Origin of the sequence: Candidatus Palauibacter sp. (genome assembly GCF_965261555.1) — a bacterium.
Lineage (GTDB): Bacteria > Gemmatimonadota > Gemmatimonadetes > Palauibacterales > Palauibacteraceae > Palauibacter.
This window is the reverse complement of record NZ_OZ253465.1, coordinates 751937-769052: the sequence shown is the minus strand read 5'-3', so window position 1 is coordinate 769052 and position 17116 is coordinate 751937. Positions and strand designations below refer to the sequence as shown.

The following is a 17116-nucleotide window of genomic DNA, read 5'->3' as shown; positions in this document are numbered from 1 at the left end:
ATGTCCTCTGACCCAACACTCCGGTCAGCGGGACGCCATGGGCGCTGCCTCTTGGCGACATACGGTCTGAACTCAACGTGCTCGCACCACTCGTTACGACACGGAAGTACTGCCGGGTGATCGGTGCCGGGCTGAAGAGGACGGTCCTCCGGATGGAGAGACCGCGCGCTAGAATTGCTCGTCCTCGCGTAGCTGGAGAGACCAGACACTTGAAGGCAACGGGGAGAAATTCAGGCCTTCGTTCGTCTTGTTGAGTCAATCTCGCGTATCCGAAGGGTTCGGCTTTAGGAAGAGGTTCTGAGCTTGCGATCGTTCACTAGGTCGTGTGCAAGATGTGAGCGACCCTTATCGTCTGGGCCCCCTGACGAAGGTTGGGGTTGAGTGAGATAGCCGTATAACATGACCGTTCCGCCTAAACCGACTATTCGTACTCGGAGCTCGCTTCTCAGCACCCGTGGGCTTCACCTCCAAGACATGGAGTGAAGAGCGGAAAGCGCTACAGCCGGGCAGAGGGTCCAGCCCGATGGTACCGGCGAGTCAAAGCTGGGGAACGCCATCACGGAGCGATCTCCGCGTCCGGCTTGCCCGCAGCGAGCGCACTCGCCCAAGCGAGGCATAGGTCGCGGGATCGATATGTGCCGAATGCGGCCTGTTCTTCTCGTTCGACTATCGGGAACGTCGAATAGATGTACCGGATGTCGTTGCGACTCGTCACGCCATAAAGGTGGAAATAGAGCGCGTCCATTTTGGCGCGGAGGCTAAGGCGGCGTTCGTCGTCCCAGGGGAAAGGTGGCAAGACTTCGCCGTTCTCATCCATGTGGCTCAGTGCCGCGGCGAGCGGCGCCATGTCGTGGGCCGTGTAGGTGAGTTCAAGCATTGTCTCGCGGACGATCTCCTCCGCAAGCTTAGATCCAAAGCTCACCTCTCGATACCGCTCGGGTGGGACGACCGGAAGTTGCTCCAGAATGAAGAGGTTCAACGTTTGACCTTGGACCTTCTGGCGCGTGGCGAAATCAAACACCGTCGCGTTGAGATTGGCGGCGAGGAGCCATTCACGGCGATCCTCCGTTTCTGGTTTCAAGACCGGCACCTTGTTGCCGAATCCAACGGCGGGGAGCAGGGCGGCGATGAACGTCCGCACGTTGGTAGGAGCGGTAATCTCCTTGAAGCCGACAACCCAACCGGACTGAGGAGGCCAACCACACTCGGACGCTCGCACCCAGTACTGCGGGTCAGCGAGCCAGTTCGGATCGGCATGCTGCTCAAGCGTGGCCGGTTTGGGCTGAGCTGGGCGGTGGAGGTTTTTCGGATTGATCACGATGCTTGCGGCCCGATGGTCGAACGCTTGGACCATCTTCCCCTCGTAGAGCGGGACCCACTCGCCGGAGGGGCTCTGGAACCGGTTGCCGCCGACCGGCCACGCCCCTTCCTTCTCCTCCAGTTCCGATCGCGTCCGGAACAGGCCGGAGTGGTTGGTCATGTGGAACATCGTCGAGTACTTCACCGGCCACGCCTTCACCTCCTCGCCCGAGGAGCGGTCCACAAGCACCGGCAGGCGTTCGTAGATGGCGGCGGTTAGCTCGGCGTCCCGCCGTGACCGGAAGATCGGCGCGGTGCCGGTGTTCGGGTTCACCCGCGCGAAATCGGCGGCGGACAGGGGGAAGCACCGCTCCGGGTCCTTGGTCTCCGAGACGTCCTGAAGGAAAAACGAGCAGCGGGCGGGTTGAGTCCACGGGGCCGGGCTGGCGACGAAGGCGCAGAACTTGAAGCGGCTATCCACGTCAGGGAAGAACGGCGGCGCGTCGAAGCGTGTCCGGCGGTTCTCGAAGTCGTAGAGCGCCTTGAGTCTCCCCTCGGTGGCCACGCTCTTGAAGAACGGGGCGGCCATCTTGTCGGAGGCGATGCCGGACGGCACGAGCAGCCCGACCATGCCGTCCGGCTTGACGAGCGTCATGGCTCGTTCGACGAACAGCGAGTAGAGGTTGAGGTCGCCTCGTGCGAGCAGGGGATAGTCTCCCGAAGTCCGGGCCACCCGCGCGCCCGCAGCCGCTCGTTCGCTCGCCAGCTGGAAGTCCCCGGCCAGCGGGTCTCCCGCCTTCTGGAGTTCGGCGATCATGCGCTTGCGGTCGGCGGCGCGGGGAGCCATGGCGATCTCTCGCCGCCGGGACGCGAACCATTCGACCTGTTGTAGCTTCATCCGGTCCCATGGCGGATTGCCGATCACCGCATCGAAGCCGCCTTTCAACTCCTTGGACTCCCAGTCGGACCACACGCCGGGGAAGGCGACCTGCCAGTTCAGGAACCGCTCGCTCTCGGCCAGTTCCAAGGCATCCAGCAAGTGGGAGAGGTGAGCATCCTTCGAGTCGAACGGCTCCCCCTGGGCGATCGCGATCTGGTCACCGAACACACCATCCAGCCACTTGAGAAACGCGGCTTTGACCGGCTTCTTCCGGATCCCCAGCCAGTCGAACGCTTGAAGCAGCGACATGAACGCGTGCAGGGGCGCGGTCATTTCCGAGACTTCGGCGAAGATGTCGGCCGAGCGGTGCGCCTCGGCTATCTCGACGTCCGTGAGCCCCTCGATGATCTGCATCGGCGCGGCCGCGCGCGTGGCCCGAGCGAGCGGTCCGCTCAGGAAAAGGCTGCTCTTCTCCTCCGCCCTTCGGGTGGCGTGCTGGACCCAAGTACCGAACAGACTGTCGCCGCACCGGAGGTGATGATCCAAAAAACTGAGCGGCGCGCCGACGGTGAAGGTGTGCAGCCACAGCGAGACCTTGGCCAGTTCCACGGCCATCGGGTTCTTGTCCACGCCGTAGACGCACCGCTTGAGCACCATGCGGCGGACGATGTGCCGGTCGTCGAGTTGGTCCGTGTCGAATGTCCAGCCCCGGTCCTCCGCGTTGTCCATGATCGTGAGGCGGATCCCGTCGATCCGCTCCACCAACGGCGAGAGGTATCCGTCCACGAGGGCTTCGGCCTCGGCCATCGCCTCGATGACGCGGTCGGCGAGGTAATCCACGAGATTGACCAGGAAGTGTCCCGAGCCCATGGCCGGATCGCACACCTTCAGCTCCAGCAGTTGCTCCGCCGGGTCGAGCCGCTTCAGCCGACCCAAGCGCCGGTCTTCCGGTATCTGGCTTGACGCGAAATCCGCTGCCTTGGCGGCGAACGCCTCGATGCGCGCGTCCGCCAGCGGTCCGACCGTCTCCCGCACGATCAGGTCAACCAGATCGTCGGGCGTGTAGTAGCTGCCCGAGTCCTTGCGCGCGAACACGTTCGGGCGGACAACGATGTTCCCATCCTCGCGAACGACCTCCCGTTCGAGCAGTCGCTCGTAGATGGAGCCGAGTTGCTGAACCCCGAGATCCCGGTAGTTGATGTACCGACGTCCGAGCTGCGTCCGCTCGAATGACAGCGCGTCAATCACGTCGGCCATCACCGCGTCGCCCAGCCGAACATGGGAGAGCAGGGGTGTGCGGGCGCGGTCGAACAGTCCGCCGTTGTAGGGCGGCAGGCCGATGGAGGCGTCACCCGAGTCGAGGGCGCGGCACAGGTCGTCAAAGGCCGACCAGTAGCGGGCCGCCGTGGCCGAGAACACGTCGCCCTGGTCCTTCCGGCGGCCAATGCTACCGCGTACCTGCTCGCGGAGCGCGTAGTCGTCGTACCGACTGTCCCGGACGGGCAGGAGATCCCGGTCTTCGGCGTAGAGGACGAACAGGAGCCTGTAGAGCAGAACCAGCGCCGCGTCCCGCACCTCGGGCAACGCGGCCTCGGTGTCCGCCTCCGCAAGTGCCCGGACGAGGTCCGGGAACACGTCTTCAAAGACCAGCGCCGACAGGCTGCTGGCGACCCTCTCCTGATAAAAGCGTCCTTCGTCGATCGCCCGTTGGTGAAACGTCCGCTCGTCCGCCGCGTCGGGAAGGAAGCCATGACGCCCGAAAACCAGCCAGAACACCTTCAGCCAGTGTCGCCGGTCATCGGCTGGGATGGCGTCGCGGTCGTCGCTCGCAATCCTGAGAACCGCCGCCAGATCAAGCTCGAAGAACTGTTCGGCGACCGAGCGCGCACCAGCGTAATACAGACGCCAACGGGCACCGTTCGTCAGAATGCCCCAGCGGAGCTTACCCGTGGTCAGATCGTCGATGCGGCGGAGGTAGCGTAGCATCTGTGTCGAGGGTGCCGACTCCTCGCCACGCCGCCCGGAGCGACGGTCTAATGGTCGAAGCCACCGTTTCGACTCGACCACAGCCAGCCCGTGCCCGTAGCGCTTCCACTCTTCGGCGAAGCGGTTCGCCCGGGCCTTCGAGGTGTCGTCCGCGAACAGTAAGCCGTCCGGCACATCTTGGCGTCCGTGCGCCGAGAGATTTTGCTGCCTGAGGCTGGCAGTCCAGCCGAGCCGCGCCAGCACCGGCCAGATCAGGTCATCCTCGGTCTGGCTCTCATTGGGCGACAGATCTGTCGGAAAAGCGTCGATCAGGCCATGCAATGCGGTCTCGAGGTCTGCAAGGCTCTCGTCGGTCAAGTCCCGCCAGTCTTGAAGCTCCGTGATCGTTTCTCGAAGGAAATCTTCGGCGAACAAGCTCCCCTCGAAGGGCCGGGTAGCCGTCATCCACCATCTCCGAAGACCGATGGCACTGACCCAAATCGGTTCTGCGGTGCGGTCGTTTCTATCGTCGCATCCTCCTCTGACCGTAATCTTCGCTGACGCATCCAACTTACCGCGCAACCCGCGAGAGCGCCCCTAGCCAGACTCCCCGCAAGGTCGCGAGCAAACGACGACGCGTTGTGCTTGAAACGGAGCCCCCCGAGCCGGCTCGCTCGTGGACCTGGTCCGGCTCTCGATTCCGCTGGATTGCCACCGAGTGGCCGATCCTCTCGTCTGCCCTGTTACGATCAAGGCGCAGATCGTCGCGGTTCTGGATGACGTCGAGCAGACGGTCCAGGTGGGGGCGTGAACGAGTGACGCGCTTAGCTCGGGCACCGGAGCATTCGATCAGGTCCGAGCACCCGCAGATGGGCTTGCACCATATCCTGATCACATGTGCCAACGCCCCCGACGGCCTCTCACGCATGATCCGTCCTCGTGGTGTCCAATGCCGGGCTCGATCGGACCGTCGAGGGGCAACCCGTCGTCCTACACCCGATTCAAGCCCCGACGGTAGCCCGAGCAGATGCGCGCGCGTCGGCACTCGGGTGAGGTCCTCTACCCCGCGAGCGTTTTCGCGACACGCTTTGAGACTCGCGGCGGCCTCGGTATCTTCCACTCCGATCCACGAAAGCCAATAAAAAAACAGATGAATCCACGGGACGGCCACCAACTGGACCAATTGCGAGTAGATCTCGAGTCGGATCGTGCGGAGCGAGAGGTTTCCATTCTCGATCCCGGGAGCCGGTGGTACAACATCTGCATCCGCCCCATCGATCTTCCCGGTCAAGATCAGCGCGGCGTCGTGTTCGTTGTCCTCAGGGACGGTGGTGGCCGGGTGGCCACCGTCGAGCAGCCGCTCCCGCCGCAGGCAATCCCCAGGACGGATCTAGATGACAACCACCGATGTCTGGATCGAGACGGACTGCACGAGGTGGTTTTTCGGTACTGTGACCTCCTTCCCCGGGCGTTGGTGACCACGCCGGTCGAGCGCGCCGGGGTTGGGCTCAGCGTTCCATGAATGACAGCAGCGGTACGGCATCCGGTCGTCGTTGTCCTGATGCGACAGTAATCAACGGCACAACGACACTCGCCGACGTTGCAGGCGCACCCGCCTCCGCGCTGGACTCTGCCATCGCATCCTCGCATTGGGATTTTGGAGACCAAAAAGAGGAGCCGATCCATCGCATCCACGCATATCCGGCCAAATTTCCCGCTTTCATCACCACGAAGGCTCTAGGTTATGCTGAACGAAATGGTGTCGACGTCGATCTCGTTGCCGACGTCTTTTGTGGTTGCGGAACCACCGCCGTCGAGGCGATACGAAACGGTAAGAGCTTCTGGGGGTGCGACATCAACCCTGTCGCTACGCTCATCGCTCATGTCAAAACCCGCGAATATGACGACGTCGGTCTTCGGCGGGTTTTCGAAGCTATCAACAAGGCGTTCGAAATCCGTCAACCCACAGCGGCCGAACGCGCCCAAATCTCCGACAGGATTCGCTATTGGTTCAACGATCGCAATATCGAGCACCTCCTCCGGCTCCGGCACGCGATTCACCGCGCCGCACCACCCAAGAGTCGTTATCGCAAGTTCTTTCTCTGCGCCTTCTCCAACATCCTGAAACCAACGTCGCGGTGGCTCACTAAGTCGATCAAGCCGCAAATCGATCCGAGCAAATCACCTCGAGAAGTGATCGAAGCATTCGCTCAGCAAGTAGCATTGATGCGAAATGCCGTACGTACTCCTTCCATGGAGGTGCCATCACGTGGCTCAAACGCAGCCACGACCGCGCAACGCCCACGCGCTCTAATCCGAACCCGCAATTTTCTTGCGCCTAGATTACCAGCCTGTCGTCCGGATCTGATCGTCACCAGTCCTCCGTACGTAACTTCCTACAACTATGCTGACATTCACCAGCTATCGGCTCTATGGTTGGGATTTGCATCGGATTACCGAGACTTGCGACGGCACATGCTCGGCAACGAGTACCGCGTCAATCCCCTCAGTCCCGCAGTGATCGAGCAACTTGGCTCCCTTGCTATCACAACCTACGACAACCTCGCCAAAACCGACAAGCGAAAAGCAAGTTCGGTGATTCGGTATTTCTGTGACATGAGTAAGGCGGTCAACAAATGTTGGAACATGCTGAACGAAGATGGAATGGCGGTCTTCGTGATAGGTAACACTCGATATCAGGGAACTCCGATCGACAACCGGCGGCATCTGATTCATTCTATGATGCAGGCAGGATTTCGCGAGATCGAAGTGTTTCCCCGTAAGATTTCTTTGAAGATCATGACCCCCTATCGCGATGCTCGCGGTCGCTTCACTCGGGATTCTGGTCAGCGAAGCGTCTACGGTCGCGAGTTTGTGGTGACCGGGAGGCGCCGATGAAATCCGAGAGCTTGTCGTTTCGTCCCTACGCCCGGCTGTTGACGATGCTCGGCGAACAGCTGATCAAAAACGAACGCATAGCTTTGGTCGAACTCATAAGGAACGCTTACGACGCTGATGCCGATCGAGTCGCGGTTCGCTTCGAGGAATTCGACTCCGATATGACACCTAACGACGCCTCACGCATTGTCGTGCGAGATGACGGTACTGGGATGACCGCGACAACGTTACGGAACGAATGGATGAATCCGGCGACGCCGACGAAGTACCTCGCGAAGGACGCTGGCGAACGCCGAACGCGCGCAAAGAAGCGGGTGATCCAAGGCGAAAAGGGCATTGGACGCTTTGCCGTCCTCAAGCTGGGCAGAAAAGTCACCATCACAACTCGATCGGTCGGTGCAGATATAGAAAGTGTTCTTACTTGGGATTTCTCCCGATTTGACCCGGATTTCGTCCTCGAACGCGGCGAGCGAAAACAGGTGTTCCTGGACGAAATCACGGTCGACATGACACAATCGTCACCTGAACTGTTTGCGGGTGATAAACATGGTACAAATATCGAAATTCGCGACCTGCACGGATCATGGGGTTGGGCTCTCATAGATCGCCTCTGTCGTGATGTTTCTGACCTGACGGACCCAGTGTCCCGCATCACGGAACATGAAGCGGCCAATCGCATGGACGTCGCGGTGTTCTGTAATGGGAAGCGACACAAGGCAGTGGAGGCGGCGAGCGCCGATACGTTGAAGGGATTGATCGAGGACAAGGCGGTGTTGAGAATCCAAGGCCGCTTTGATTGTCTACGCCAATTGTACTCCTACAGCATTGGCCACAGTACTACGACCGATCTCGCCCTAGACGATGCGAAGATTGCCGGCTTATGGGTATGGCGTAATCGCTTCGGCCGCCGGAAAAAGACCAAGACGGAACAGTTGCCCCTTCCGATGCCCTTTGCTTGCGGCGACTTTGAATTCCATTTCCACATCTTCGATTTTTCTCGCGGCATTGCGGGCAAACATGCACTCACGCAAGCGGAAAAAAATCTGATCAAGGGTCATCGGATTTACCTCTACCGCGATGGCGTACGCGTATATCCCTATGGCGACCCTGACGATGATTGGCTCGCGATCGATGTGACGCGAGGTACGGGACGCGCCGGCAACTTCTTCAGTAATGATCAGATAGTGGGGTGGATCGACATTACGCAACGAGCGAACCCCGATCTGCGGGACAAGACCAACCGTGAAGGACTCATTGAGACGGGTGGAGCGGCCCACGATCTCATCTTTTTAGTACAAGTGTTCTTGTCATACATAAAGCAGTATCCTTTTGCTCGTTTTCAGCATAGGCGACTCCAACGTTCAACGGCACGACTCGTAGACGAGGGCGTGGTGCTAACGGGGCTAAAGGTCCTCCGGAGGGACCTCGGAAAAGACGGGCACAGATCGTACGCCAAAAGAGTGTTGAAAATCCAAAAGGATTACAGCCGCGAGCGGGCGCACCTGGTGCAGCGGGCGGAGGTTACGGAAGATCTTGCCGGTGTCGGGTTGTCGGTCGAAATGGCTTCTCACGACATCATGTTGCTGCTAGGTCGCGGTCAGCACATTGCCAGTGAGCTGGCGCAAACCGCACGGCGGATCGGCAACGATCAGATGTCAGAGTTGACAGAGCGGCTAGTCGGGATAATTCAACAGGTCGTTGAAGGAATCGGCGACGTGCAAACGTTGTTCAAATCATCACATCGACGTCGAAAGCGGCTTAAGGTGGCACCGGTGTTGCAGAAGATCCATCGGATCTACAAACCTCTTCTAGATGATCGACACATCCGTTACGATATGATCAACAAAGGTCAATCACCCTTAATCGCGAGCACGACAGATGGCGTCCTCATGCAAGTGTTCATCAATTTGTTCGATAACGCGGCGTACTGGTTAGAGACAGTAGAACCCGACAGGCGTGACATCGTCGTCACGATGGATAGTGAACAAGGGAAACTGATTTTTTCGGATAATGGTCCGGGTATCGATCCGGATGACCTGCCCTATATCTTTGACGCCTTTTATTCGGGGAAGGGACAAGAAGGACGAGGCTTGGGTCTCTATATCGCGCGTCAGCTTCTTGACCGACACGATTACCGGATTGACGTAGCGGGCGCTGGCGACGGAATCTTACCGGGTGCCAATTTTGTAATCAGCTTCGCAAGGGAGGAGTCCTGAATGGATCTGAAGGACCTTATGTCCGGTATGGCGGTCGTGATCGATGATGAGATTGGCGAGGTAGCCACGGGCGGAGATGATGACGAGGCATCCACGGGCGACGATGATGAAAGAGATCTGGTCAACGAGATCGTCGCGCAATTCGAGGAGGAATGGTGTACGCCATTCTATCGTACCAACGAAATGCCACCGCAGGACACGTGGGATAATCTCCTACAGTCTGCGGGGTTTGTGCTACTCGACTGGAAGTTGTGGAAGGGCAATGCGCCAGAGTTGGAGGCATTCAGCGTCGAGCGAAACCTGCGCTTCCTGCGACGCGCCAAGACCTACGCCGTACCGGTCTTTATATTTACTAACGAAAACCCCGATGACGTCACATATCACCTGGAGGCGATTTACGAAGGTGAATCGTTGGAGCGAAGCTTCGTGTTTGTCCAGCGCAAGAACGAGTTGCTAGCGGAGCGGAAGCTCCGACTGGATGCGGTTGAACGGTGGATAGAAAATAATGCATCCGTATACACGCTGAAGACGTGGGACAAGGCGCTACGCGAGGCACGTAGAGATCTCTTCGGTGTGATGTACGCAAGGAATCCAGACTGGCCAAGAGTATTCTGGCAGGAGTACGCGAAGGATGGAGTGGATCCAAGTGCAGCACTGACTGATCTGATCAACGATAGCCTAAGAGGTCGCATGCGGACGGATACGTTTGAGAAGGAGATGCTGGAGCGCGATGTGGAAGAGTTGGATGTGCCGGGTGAGGACATTCACGCACTTCTTGGCGCGACGAGTTTCCTCGAAATGTTGCCCGAAGATGAAGTGCGATGCGGTGACTTGTTTGCATCGGACGACGACACGTTTCTGCTCAACATCAGACCAGATTGTGACTGCATTCCGAGGAACGGTCTGACCGTAGAAGAGGTCGATTTGTACTGTATTGAAGGGACAATAATGGAGCCATCCGAGCTACGGAAAGCGTATCGGCCGGGGGGTGGATATGTCCTAGAACGTGTGAATCAGGCAATAGTGGTCGCAGCTGGGGCGGGAAGAAATGTGACATTCAGTTTCGAAAAGTTACATATCGAGAAATTCGGAGCGCGGAAGGAACAGAGGGTCGGCCGACTGCTACACCCACACGTGACGAGAATCCAGCAGCGTTACGCCCTATATTTGCAACGCCAGGGCCTCCCGCGAATCCCGCCACAGGCCGTGCCACAGTGATTGGACGGACCCCATCGACGGATCTGGATCCGATCGAGCATGGTCGGAGCGCCGTCGATAGCGTGTCAGAGCACAGCGACGTTGGTTGGTTAAGGCGGGACGTGCCCGTAAATCCGATAATCGCCATCGTCGGCGCCTAGCCTGTCCTGATTCGGAGATCGCGCGACACATAGGCATCCCCCTGGGCGGCGATGCATCCTGTGGTTCGAAGTCTGACCAAGGATTTCAGAACTACGAGGAGCATCACCATGACCCAGGAGGATGTGCTGTATCGGTATCGGTTGGGGACGATGGCACTGGCCGAGCGGCTGGGCAACGTGCGGCAGGCGTGCGAGATGCTGGGGATACACCGGTCGACGTACTACCGGTGGCGGCGGTGGCTGGAGCGATACGGGCCGGAGGCGCTGCGGCCTCGGGAGCGCCGTCGGCCGCGGATGCCGAACGCGACGCCGATGTTGGTGGAGGAGCGGGTGTTGGCGTTTTCTCTGGCGCACCCGGGGTTCGGTCCGAAGCGGGTGTCGGCGGAACTGAGGCGAGCGAAGTGGGGCGGCTACGCGATCTCGCCGAGCGGGGTGTACCGGGTGCTCAGGCGTCACGGGCTGAACACGCGGGCAAGGCGACGAAGTCTGGTGGCCGGCTACGCCGCGGGCACGGAAGTGGAACCTCGCCCGGCGCCTGCGGTGGGCCGCCTGGACGTGGACGAGCCGGGGGAGTTGGTGCAGATCGACTGTTTCCGGGTCGGCAAGCTGCGGGGCACGAAGGGGGTGGTGTGGCAGTACACGGCGATCGATGTGGGCAGCGCCTACACGTGGGCCGAGTTGCACGTCACGCCGCACAACCCGTCCTCGCGCTATGCATCGCAGCTGGCACGGCGGGTGGCCCGGGACTTGAAGCGGTTCGGCTGGGAGCTGGGGGCGATGTTGACCGACAACGGCAGCGAGTTCCGGGCCAAGGCGTTCCGCGAGACGGTCGAGAGCCTCGGAGCGGAGCACCGGTTCATCCGCAGCGGACGGCCGCAGACGAACGGCTGCGTGGAGCGGGTACACGGCACGATCCTCGAGGAGTGCTGGAAGCCCGCCTTCGCCCAGTACCTCGTGCCGGGCTTCCTGGGTCTCCGCCGCGACCTGGAGCGGTATCTTCGCTACTACAACGAGGACCGCGCCCACACCGGGCGCTGGACTCGAGGACGTACGCCGATGGAGGTTATCGGCGCCAACAAGATGTGGTCAGGCCGATGAACCTGTCGCACCTACTCCGAATCAGGACAGTCTAGCAGCCCGCCACAAAAGCCCCGGCTTCCCGCCTCCTGTCGGAATCGGACTCCTTCGGACGTTTCTACTACGTGTCTAGTTGACAGCGGCGTCCCGACGCGTTTACGCTCATTCGGGAACGATGCCCGCTCGGCCCGCCGGCGCTTCGGCGACGGACGACCGATGCGGGCGGCGACGCTGATGGCGAAAGGACCTGTCTCGTGGAGATCAAGTTCACCACGCGGGAACTCGACCTCATGGCGGTGCTATGGGAGAGGGGAGCCTCGACCGTCGCGGAGGTGCAGGAACGCCTCGGCGACGAGTTGGCCTACACCACCGTGCTCACGATCCTCCGGACGCTGGAGGAGAAGGGGTACGTGGCGCACACCCAGGAGGGGAAGGCCTACCGCTATCACACGCTCGTCGGGCGGGAATGCGCCGGGGCGAGCGCGGTGCGCCGGCTGGTTCAGAAGATGTTCCAGGGGTCGCCCGAACTGTTGCTCACGCACCTCGTCTCCGACCGGGCGCTCTCGAAGGAGGACCTCGAGAACCTGCGCGGCATGGTGGACGAACGCCTCAGCTCGAAGGAGTAGGGACATGGTCACCGCCTGGATCGGATACTGCCTGTTGATTTCGGGACTCCTCGCCCTGGCCGCCTTCGCCTCGGAGCGGGCGCTCGGTCACTTCCGGAAGCCCGTGCGCTGGGCGTGGTTCGCGGCGATCGTCGGGTCCGTGACCGTGCCCATGGTCGCCTTCTTCGCTCCCGGATTCCTTCCCGGCTTCGGGGCGTCCTCCGCCGAGCCGGCGGTCGGGTTGAGCGGTGTTGCGGTCGTCGCTGCGGCGGGGGAGCTGCCCGCAGCGGCCGGCCGCGGCTTCGATGCGGCGGCCGTGGGCGCGGTGCTGGCGTGGGGCTGGGTGCTGCTGGTCGTCGCCATGATCGGCTATGTGGGGCGGATCTGCGGTGGGCTGCGGTCGGAGATGCGGACGTGGAGGCCGGGCCGCGTCGAGGGATCGCCGGTCATGATCTCCGAGGAACGCGGGCCGGCCGTCGTCGGGTTCCGGCGTTCGGTCGTCGTGATGCCGAAGTGGATCCCCGAACTCGAGCACAGGCTGCTCCGCCTCGTCTTTCTCCACGAGCGCGAGCATCAGCGCGCCGGCGACCATCGGCTCTTCGCGGCGGCGGTCGCCGCGCTCGTGCTGATGCCGTGGAACCTGTTCGTGTGGTGGCAGGTGTCCCGGCTGCGGCTCGCGATCGAGTTCGACTGCGACCATCGCGTGCTCCGGCGGGGGGAGTCGCCGCGCGACTACGCGGACGCCCTCATCACCGTGGGGAGCCGCGTCTCCGGGTCGCTGCTCGCCGCCGCCGCCTTCGCCGAGCGCAAGCCGGCCGTGGAACGACGCCTGCGCCGCATGACCGAGCCGCTGGCCAGCATGCGTCTGCTCCGAACGCTCGGCGCGTCGGGGCTGGCCATGGTCGCCGTCCTCTTCGTGCTCGGGTGCCCCGGACCCGAGAGTGCCATGAACGCGCCGGAACCGCCCGCCGCGGCGGTGACGCCGCCCTCCGAAGCCGTTGAATGGACACCTCCGCCGATGCCGGGCGAGGACGCCCTCGCCCGCGGTGACCGGCCGTCCTTCATCGCGTTCGACCGCCCTCCGGTCCTTCAGAACGCCGAAGTGATGTCGGACGCGCTGAAGCAGGCCTACCCGACGAACCTGAAGGACGCGGGAATCGGCGGACGAGTCGAGATATGGCTGTACGTGGACACGTCCGGCACGGTCCGGAACACGGAAGTCAAGACGAGCAGCGGTAACGGCGACCTGGACGCCGCCGCCGCGGAGGTGGTCGCGACGATGCGCTTCGAGCCTGCGATGAACCGCGACCAGCCGACCGACGTCTGGATCGCCCAGTGGATCACCTTCCAGGTCGCGGATGATGCGGCCACCCCCTCCGCCCGTCGTTCTTCCGTAACCGATGAGGATGCCCCGCTCATCATCGTCGACGGAATCATGCTATCCGAGGGCAGGAGCATGGAAGACCTCCAGGCCCTCGATATCGACCACGTCGAGGTCATCAAGGGACCGCGGGCCATCGAGCTGTACGGCGAGCGGGCCAGCAACGGCGTGATCGAAATCACGACGAAGGACGGCGGCGCGGACGGCGATTCCCCTCCCGAGGGGATCGACGCGGCCGCCGATCGCAGCGCACGCCCCCCGCTTACCGCCGATGGGCGGCGGAACATCATCGTGAGCGGATACATCGGTGAAGATGGTACGCGCAATCATGTAGTGAGCACGGACAATCCAGTCATCATCGTCGACGGCGTCATCCAGTCCGGCGAAGTGACGCTGGAAGACGTCAGTTTCGGCAAGCTCGACATCGCCAACGTCGAGATCATCAAGGGAGAACGGGCAACCGAACTGTACGGCGAGCGGGGCCGGGGTGGCGTGATCCACATCACGACGAAAGAGGGGGCGGGGGCGGGCGGCAGGTAGAACCCGGGCCGTGGAAGGGATGCACGAACGCCTGAGCTTGAAGGAGTAGGGACATGGTCATCGCCTGGATCGGGTACTGCCTCTTGGTTTCGGGGCTTCTCGCCCTGGCCGCTTTCGCGACCGAGCGGGCGTTAGGTCACTTCCGGAAGCCGGTGCGCTGGGGCTGGTTCGCGGCGGTCGTCGGCTCCGTGACGCTCCCGTCCGCGGCGTTTCTCGCTCCCGGCCTCCTCCCCGGCATGGGGGCGGCACCTTGGGCTCCTCTCGTGGGGTTGAGTGAGGCCGTGGTCGTGACCTCGTCGCCCGTCGCGCCCCAATCGGCAGAACCCACGGCGTGGTTCGACACCTCCACGATGCGTGCTCTCGCGGGCGGCGTCTGGGTGTTGCTTGCAGCGGGGATGCTCTTCCACCTCGCGAGGGCGCACCGGCGCCTGCGGTCGGAGATGCGGGCGTGGACGCCGGGTCGCGTCCTCGGGTCGCCGGTCTTGATCGCGGACGACCGGGGCCCGGCGGTGGTCGGAATCCGGCGCTCGGTCGTCGTGATGCCGAGGTGGATCCCCGAACTCGAAGACCGCCTGTTGCGCCTGGTCTTCCTGCACGAGCGCGAACACCAACGCGCCGGTGACCACCGTCTTTTCTCGGCGGCGGTCGCGGTCCTCGTGCTGATGCCGTGGAACGTGTTCCTGTGGTGGCAGGTGTCGCGGCTGCGGCTGGCGATCGAGTTCGACTGCGACCGGCGTGTGCTGAAGCAGGGCGAGTCGCCGCGCGACTACGCGGACGCCCTCATCACGGTGGGAGGTCGTGTCTCCGCGCCGCTGCTGGCCGCTGCCGCCTTCGCCGAACGCAAGCCGGCCGTGGAGCGGCGGCTGCGCCGCATGACCGAACCGCTGGCCCGGCTCCGCATTCCGAGAACCCTGGGAGCTTCGGGCGTGGCGGCGCTCGCCATCATTCTCGTCCTGGGCCTCCCGCAGCCCGAGGCGTCGATGGATGCTCCCGCGCCCGAAGCCGATGCCGGCCGGAGTCTCGATATCGAGGAGAACCCGCTGGCCCGCCTGGCCGAGAGAGCCGCGCAGGCGGAGCAGCCGACCTTCGTCGCGTACGACACGCCCCCGGTGCTTCAGAACGTCGGCGAGGTCCAGCGGGCACTCCAGAGCGCCTATCCGAGGGAACTGATGGATGCGGGCATCGGTGGCCGGGTCGAGATGTGGCTGTACGTCGACCTGTCCGGCGCCGTCGCCAACCACGAACTCAAAACGAGCAGCGGCAAAGACGCGCTGGACCGCGCCGCCGCGGAAGTCGCCGAGCAGATGCGCTTCCGGCCCGCGAGCAACCAGGGTCAGCCGACCGCCGTCTGGGTTTCGCAGTGGCTGTCGTTCCAGGTGATGTAGCGTGATGCAGCGGGGCCGGCGGGCCCCGCTGCGCAACCATCCTCGGGGCGACAGTTTCCCGGGAGCGGGAGACGACAAACCCGGGGAGGAACCATGATCCGCCCAGCCTCGATCCACCCAACCTCGCGTCGGTGTTTGTCCGGCGCCGTCCTCTGCCTCGTCGCTGCATGCGGAGGGGTCGGCGGTGGGGGCGCGATGCCCGGCGGCGAGTCGGCAGATCTGGACAGCCCCGACTTCTCGCTTGTCCCCGAGTGGGAGCCCGCATGGACCGTCGGCGCGTTCGATGGAGAGGACTGGGAGATCTTCGGCACCGTAACCGACCTCGTCTTCAACGAAGCCGGCGACCTCTTCGTGCTGGACGAGCAGGCCGCGCATATCGTCGTCTTCGACCGCAACGGTGCGCACCTCCGGACGATATCCCGGCAGGGCGAGGGACCGGGAGAGTTGTCCGAACCACGGTCGATGGCACTCCTCGCCGATGGCCGTCTCGCCGTCTTCGACCGCTCGCGGCGCGGGATCCAGTTCTTCACTCCCGAGGGCGAGTATCTGGAATCGGCACCCTTCGATCCTCAGCGAGGGATGCCCAACTTCGTCCGTGCCTGGCTGTCGGATGGGAGCATCCTGACAGACATCGAGACCCGCATGACGGGCAGCGCGGACGGCAGCATGTCCATCAGCACCGGCCCCGCCGGCGGGGAGGCGGAGCGTCCGATCCTCCGTTACGGTCCGGATGGGGAGCGTGAGGTCCGGTACGTCGCCTGGGATCCGCCGCCCCCGACCGGAGAGGGCGCGAGCACCGACGGCGGCAGCTTTCAGTTTACGATGAGCGCCGTACGGGCGTTCGATCCCCTGCTTTCCTTCGTCCCGCTGCCGGACGGGCGGTTGGCCGTCGTCGACTCGGTCGCCTACCGCATCAAACTCGTGGATACGACCGGAACCGTCGAGGACGCCCTGGAGCGTCCGGTAGCTCCGATCCGGGTCACCAACGCCATCCGCGACGCGGAGCGGGAGCGGCGGCTCGCGCAACTCGGCCAGCGACTGAGCTTCAGCTCCTCGCTCGGGGGCAGCATCTCCCTTCCCAGCGACTTTCAGGAGCAGATGACCGCGGCCCGGCGGACGACGATTGAGGAGATGACGTTTGCCGACGAGATCCCCGTGATCGACGCACTCGCGGTGGACTTCGAGGGCCGGCTCTGGGTCGAGCGGACGGGGTTGCCGGGCGAGGAGGGCCCCATCGACATCGTGACACCGGACGCCCGGTATCTGGGCTCGATCCAGCCGGGGGGCCTGCGGATCCCGGACGCGTTCGGCCCCGACGGCCTCATCGCCTACGCCGATGCGCACGATCTGGGCTACCCGATCGTCCGCGTACTGCAAATGGCGCCGGACACGCAGCTGGAGACCGAGCCGCGACGGTGACGTTCACGCCGCTTGCGGCGTCTACAGTCAAGCGGAGGCGTGGTGTATTCTCGAAGTTGAAGCTCCGGGCCATTCCAACCTCGCGGATGTCCA

The 17116-nt window shown here is 62.8% G+C and carries 10 protein-coding genes; 9 read left to right on the top strand and 1 reads right to left on the bottom strand.

Annotated features, from left to right (window positions below; all coding sequences use genetic code 11):
* Positions 1–556: 556 nt before the first annotated feature.
* The gene (locus ACQY5G_RS03305; RefSeq protein ID WP_428276974.1) at positions 557–4522 is read right to left on the bottom strand and encodes an Eco57I restriction-modification methylase domain-containing protein; all 3966 of its coding nucleotides are present in this window, start codon (positions 4520–4522) and stop codon (positions 557–559) included.
* A 298-nt stretch (positions 4523–4820) separates the two neighbouring features.
* Between ACQY5G_RS03305 and ACQY5G_RS03300 the strand changes: the two genes are divergently transcribed.
* The 9 genes from ACQY5G_RS03300 (at position 4821) to ACQY5G_RS03260 (ending at position 17023) form a co-directional block, all read left to right on the top strand.
* A complete protein-coding gene (locus ACQY5G_RS03300) occupies positions 4821–4955 on the top strand; it encodes a hypothetical protein (protein ID WP_428276972.1) in 135 nt (44 codons plus the stop codon).
* A gap of 707 nt (positions 4956–5662) precedes the next feature.
* Positions 5663–7042: a DNA methyltransferase gene (locus ACQY5G_RS03295; RefSeq protein WP_428276970.1), complete on the top strand. Its 1380-nt coding sequence runs from the start codon at positions 5663–5665 to the stop codon at positions 7040–7042.
* The gene (locus tag ACQY5G_RS03290) at positions 7039–9258 is read left to right on the top strand and encodes an ATP-binding protein (RefSeq protein ID WP_428276968.1); all 2220 of its coding nucleotides are present in this window, start codon (positions 7039–7041) and stop codon (positions 9256–9258) included. Before ACQY5G_RS03295 ends, ACQY5G_RS03290 begins: the two co-directional genes overlap by 4 nt.
* Positions 9259–10476, top strand: a complete 1218-nt coding sequence (locus ACQY5G_RS03285; protein WP_428276966.1) for a hypothetical protein — start codon at positions 9259–9261, stop codon at positions 10474–10476.
* 248 nt (positions 10477–10724) lie between these two features.
* Complete coding sequence (locus ACQY5G_RS03280) at positions 10725–11714, top strand: helix-turn-helix domain-containing protein (RefSeq protein ID WP_428276964.1); 990 nt, start codon at positions 10725–10727, stop codon at positions 11712–11714.
* Positions 11715–11947: 233 nt separating this feature from the next.
* Positions 11948–12319, top strand: a complete 372-nt coding sequence (locus ACQY5G_RS03275; protein WP_428276962.1) for a BlaI/MecI/CopY family transcriptional regulator — start codon at positions 11948–11950, stop codon at positions 12317–12319.
* Positions 12320–12323: 4 nt separating this feature from the next.
* Entirely contained in the window at positions 12324–14219 is a 1896-nt protein-coding gene (locus tag ACQY5G_RS03270) for a TonB family protein (protein ID WP_428276960.1), read from the top strand.
* 53 nt (positions 14220–14272) lie between these two features.
* Positions 14273–15604, top strand: a complete 1332-nt coding sequence (locus tag ACQY5G_RS03265) for a TonB family protein (RefSeq protein WP_428276958.1) — start codon at positions 14273–14275, stop codon at positions 15602–15604.
* A gap of 195 nt (positions 15605–15799) precedes the next feature.
* A complete protein-coding gene (locus ACQY5G_RS03260) occupies positions 15800–17023 on the top strand; it encodes a 6-bladed beta-propeller (protein WP_428276956.1) in 1224 nt (407 codons plus the stop codon).
* Positions 17024–17116: the final 93 nt, after the last annotated feature.

Bases quoted from the DNA above. Each gene is read 5' to 3' on its own strand.
- ACQY5G_RS03285 (WP_428276966.1), top strand. From the start codon at position 9,259: ATGGATCTGAAGGACCTTATGTCCGGTATGGCGGTCGTGATCGATGAT.
- ACQY5G_RS03270 (WP_428276960.1), top strand. From the start codon at position 12,324: ATGGTCACCGCCTGGATCGGATACTGCCTGTTGATTTCGGGACTCCTC.
- ACQY5G_RS03280 (WP_428276964.1), top strand. From the start codon at position 10,725: ATGACCCAGGAGGATGTGCTGTATCGGTATCGGTTGGGGACGATGGCA.
- ACQY5G_RS03295 (WP_428276970.1), top strand. From the start codon at position 5,663: ATGAATGACAGCAGCGGTACGGCATCCGGTCGTCGTTGTCCTGATGCG.
- ACQY5G_RS03260 (WP_428276956.1), top strand. From the start codon at position 15,800: ATGCCCGGCGGCGAGTCGGCAGATCTGGACAGCCCCGACTTCTCGCTT.
- ACQY5G_RS03265 (WP_428276958.1), top strand. From the start codon at position 14,273: ATGGTCATCGCCTGGATCGGGTACTGCCTCTTGGTTTCGGGGCTTCTC.
- ACQY5G_RS03290 (WP_428276968.1), top strand. From the start codon at position 7,039: ATGAAATCCGAGAGCTTGTCGTTTCGTCCCTACGCCCGGCTGTTGACG.